The organism is Micromonospora sp. U56, assembly GCF_018070095.1.
GTDB lineage: Bacteria > Actinomycetota > Actinomycetes > Mycobacteriales > Micromonosporaceae > Micromonospora > Micromonospora purpureochromogenes.
In genome coordinates this window covers 1-4,037 of sequence record NZ_JAGPYL010000220.1, presented here as the reverse complement: position 1 = coordinate 4,037, position 4,037 = coordinate 1, and the positions used below count along the sequence as shown (strand labels likewise).

At 75.1% G+C, this 4,037-nt stretch carries 4 protein-coding genes; 1 reads left to right on the top strand and 3 read right to left on the bottom strand.

Annotated elements, in window-relative coordinates; translation table 11 throughout:
- The 3 genes from KBX37_RS33435 to KBX37_RS33425 all read right to left on the bottom strand — a co-directional run.
- Positions 1–1,916: ATP-dependent helicase (locus KBX37_RS33435; protein ID WP_374103943.1), on the bottom strand; the 1,916-nt coding region annotated here is incomplete at its 3' end.
- A gap of 133 nt (positions 1,917–2,049) precedes the next feature.
- A complete protein-coding gene (locus KBX37_RS33430) occupies positions 2,050–2,595 on the bottom strand; it encodes a TIGR00730 family Rossman fold protein (RefSeq protein ID WP_210779816.1) in 546 nt (181 codons plus the stop codon).
- A gap of 3 nt (positions 2,596–2,598) precedes the next feature.
- Positions 2,599–3,498: a TIGR00730 family Rossman fold protein gene (locus tag KBX37_RS33425; RefSeq protein WP_210779815.1), complete on the bottom strand. Its 900-nt coding sequence runs from the start codon at positions 3,496–3,498 to the stop codon at positions 2,599–2,601.
- Between the two features lie 156 nt (positions 3,499–3,654).
- Here KBX37_RS33425 and KBX37_RS33420 point away from each other — a divergent pair, with 156 nt between their 5' ends.
- The gene (locus KBX37_RS33420; RefSeq protein ID WP_172894209.1) at positions 3,655–3,813 is read left to right on the top strand and encodes a hypothetical protein; all 159 of its coding nucleotides are present in this window, start codon (positions 3,655–3,657) and stop codon (positions 3,811–3,813) included.
- Positions 3,814–4,037 lie beyond the last annotated feature (224 nt).

The window sequence follows — 4,037 nt, the reverse complement described above, 5'->3', positions numbered from 1 at the left end:
CGCCAGCGCTGGGCGGTCTCGTGCTCACCGGTGGCGGCCCGGCCCCGGTTGATCGCCCCGGCCCAGCGCTCGGCGAGGCCGCTGGCCCGCCACACCGCCCAGAGCACGTCCTCGGCGGTGGCACCGGGGGTGGCCGCCGCCGTCCGCGCGGTGGCGAGCAGCTCGGCCACCGTCCGGGCCGGCTCGACCCAGCGCCGGTCGATCGCGGCCAGCTCCGCCGGGTCGCGCAGCGCCTCGACGATCAGCTCGCCGGAGGGGCGGCGGTCGCCGACGGCCAGTGCGAGCGCCCGCAGCCCCTGGCGCAGCCGTCGCTCCGCGAGCGGGTCGGCGCCGCCCAGCGGCGAGTGGAGCAGGGCGACGGCGGTCTCCTCGTCCAGCCGGTCCGGCTCCAGCGCGCAGCGCAGCAGGAGCAGCAGCGGCGCCACCGCGGGTTGCAGGTGCAGCGGCAGGTCCTCGCCGTGCACCACGGTCGGCACCCCGGCGGTGTGCAGGGCGCGGCGCAGCGAGGGCAGGTGCAGGTTGGTCGAGCGGACCAGCACCGCCATCCGCGACCAGGGCACCCCGTCGAGCAGGTGCGCCGACCGCAGCGCGTGCGCGAGCCAGGCCGACTCGCTGGTGCCGGAGCGGAACGTGCGCACCTGCACCGTGCCGGCCGCCGCGCCGGGCAGCGGGTGCAGGGCCCGGTGCGCGGCCGGGCCGCGCAGCCGCCGGGCCAACCGCCCGGTGGCGGCGAGCAGCCCCGCCCCGGCCCGGTACGACGTGGTCAGCAGCACCTGCGCGGCCGGCGCGCCGGAGGCCGTCCGGAACCGGTGCGGGAAGGCGTGCACCACGGCCGGGTCGGCGCCCCGGAAGGCGTACGTCGAGGAATCCGGGTCGGCGAAGGCGACTAGGGGCTTGCCGCCGCCGGCGATGACGGCGAGCAGCTCCTGCTGGGCGGGGTCGGTGTCGGCCAGCTCGTCGACGTAGACGTAGGCCAGCCGGCGCCGCTCGGCCGCCAGCAGCTCGGGGTCGTCCAGCAGCATCCCGGTGGCGGCGCGGACCAGCTCCGCCGGGTCGTACGCGATCGAGCCGCGGTTGGCGACGTCGCGCAGGGCGAGCACGGCGACATACTCGCGGAGGAAGCGGGCGGCGGCCGGCCAGTCGGCGCGGCCGAGCTTCTCGCCGAGCCGGGCCAGCTCCACCGGCCCGACGCCACGCTCGGCGGCCCGCATCAGCAGGTCGCGCAGCTGGCCGGCGAAGGCCCGGGTACGCAGCGCGGGGCGCAGGTCCTCCGGCCAGCCGACCGGGTCGTCGCCGGGCTCCTCGCCCACCACGTCGAGCAGCTCACGGATGATCAGATCCTGCTCGGGACCGGTGAGCAGCCGGGGGGACGGCTCGCCCCGCTCGGCGGCGGCGCGGCGGAGCAGCCCGAAGGCGTACGCGGGGAAGGTGCGCACCAGCGGCTCGCGGACCACCCGGGCGGGCCGGGTCGCGGTGCTGCTCCCCGCCCGCCCGTTCTCCGGGAGGTGGCCGGCCCCGGCGATCCGCGCCTCGATCCGGTGGCGCAGGTCGGTGGCCTGCCGCCGGGCGAAGGTGAGCACCAGGATCCGCTCGGGGTCGACCCCCTCGGCCACCCGGGCGGCGACCGCCTCGACCAGGGTGCTGGTCTTACCGGTGCCCGGGCCGCCGACGACCAGCATCGGCCCGTCGGTGTGGCCGACGATCTCCGCCTGGAGCGGGTCGGTCAGCCGGGCACCGGGCTGCGCGCCATCGACCGCCGACCCCTCGGACCGCGGCTCCCCCTCGACGCCCGCGCCCGCCCGGCCGTGTCCCTGGGTCGCTCCGCCGCCTGCATGGTCCCCCCGAACCGCCGCGACGGACCGCCCCTCCCCCGGGCCCGGTCCGGCAGGCCGGCGCACCAGCCGGTACCCCTGCACCCCCACATCCCACCACGCCCATACGACACCCACCCCGCCCCCACCCCGCCGGACATCCGTCGATCATGAAGTTGTCGCCACGACACGCCGGCATCGAGGGCAACAACTTCATGATCAACGGGCCGACCCGGGGTCAGGTGAGGTGGGATTCGAGGAGGTCGAGGGCGGCGGGGACGGTGTCGGCGACCAGGAGGAGGTCGAGGCCGGCGGGTTTGAGGAAGGTCTGGTCGGCGAGGGTGGCGAGCCAGTCCAGCAGCGGGCGATAGAAGCCGTCGATGTCGACCAGCACCATCGGCTTGGCGTGCAGGGCCAGCGTGGCGGTGGTCCAGACCTCGAAGAGCTCGTCCAGGGTGCCCAGTCCGCCCGGCAGGGTGAGGAAGGCGTCCGACTTGTCGACCATCAGCGTCTTGCGGCTGGCCATGCCGTCGGTGACCAGCAGCTCGTCGGAGGCCAGGTCGGCGACCTCCAGGTCGACCAGCGCCTGCGGGATCACCCCGACGGTGCGCCCGCCGGCCGCCCGCGCGCCGTCGGCCAGGGCACCCATCATCCCGACGCAGCCACCGCCGCTGACCAGGGTGTGTCCGCGCCGGGCGAGCTCCGCACCCGTCTCGGCCGCCAACTCCAGCCAGCGCCGGTCGAGGGTACGGGAGGAGGCGCAGAAGACGCAGATCGCCGCCACGGCTCAGCCCTTCCGGCCCGCGCCCGACCCGGTCGGGCCGGCCGGCCCGCCGCCCTGTGCGCGGTTGCCCGCGCTGTCCGCGGCGGCCTGCTGGTCGGCGGCGGTCCGCGCGACGGCCTCCTCGCGTACGGCCTCCTGCTCGACGGAGAGGGCGGCCTCCGCCTCGACGATGTGCCGGACGGCGGCGTCCACGTCGTCGGTGAGGCAGATCAGGTCCAGGTCGACCGGCCCGATCTTGCCCTCGGCGGCCATGCTGTCCCGCAGCCAGTCCAGCAGCCCCCGCCAGTACGCGCTGCCCATCAGCACCACCGGGAACCGGGTGACCTTGCCGGTCTGCACCAGGGTGAGCGCCTCGAAGAGCTCGTCCATGGTGCCGAAGCCGCCGGGCAGCACCACGAACGCCTGGGCGTACTTGACGAACATGGTCTTGCGGGCGAAGAAGTACCGGAAGTCGATGGCCAGGTCGACCCAGTCGTTGAGCCCCTGCTCGAAGGGGAGTTCGATGCCGAGCCCGACGGAGAGTCCACCGGCGTCGCTGGCCCCCCGGTTGGCCGCCTCCATCACACCCGGCCCGCCGCCGGTGATCACGGCGTAGCCGGCCCGGGCCAGGGCGGCCCCGAGCTCCCGGGCCAGCCCGTACTCGGGGCTGTCCAGGGTGCTGCGGGCGGAGCCGAAGACGCTGACGGCGGGCGGCAGGTCGGCCAGGGTGTCGAAGCCCTCCACGAACTCGGAGAGGATCCGCAGCGCGCGCCAGGCGTCCTTGGTCTTCCAGTCGCCCCGGCCCCGGGAGTCGAGCAGCCGCTGGTCGGCGGTGCTGGTCGGGATCGCGCCGCGGCGCAGCGTGACCGCGCCCCGGTGCCGCTCCGGATCGCGGCCCGGCTGCCGCCCGTTGCTCTGGCTCATGGGAGCAACCGTAGTGGAGCGGCACCGGCCGGGTGCGGTGCCAGGCGAGCCGGAGAAAAAGCTCGCGATCTTGGGCAACTAATTCTGTCGCCCGTACGTCTTACTATTCGCATACCGGGTATGCCCCGGCCACGCGCCTTCGGGGGAGGAGCAAGCGTGATCAACAACAACGAGCGGATCCGGATCCGCCGGCAGATGCAGCGGCGCATCCGGGACGTGGTGGCCGAGCGCCGCCGTGCCCGACAGCTGGAGTCCCCGGCGGCACCGACCGCCGACCCCGAGACCACCGACTCCCCTGCCCTGACCACCGCCTGACCACCCACCGCACTCCGTACCCGCCGCCCCGAGCCCGGGCGCACCCGCCGGCCTCGCTGGCGCTCGCTGGTGATCAAGAGGTTTGCGTCACCTGAAGGGCGGTGGTTTCTAGGCTTCAGTGCAACTGATCTTGGTTGGGCTGGGGGTGCTGGTGGCGAGGCCGGGTGTGTTGACGTTCGGGCATCGGCAGGTGTTGGAGCATTTGTGGGCTTCGGGTCGGACGA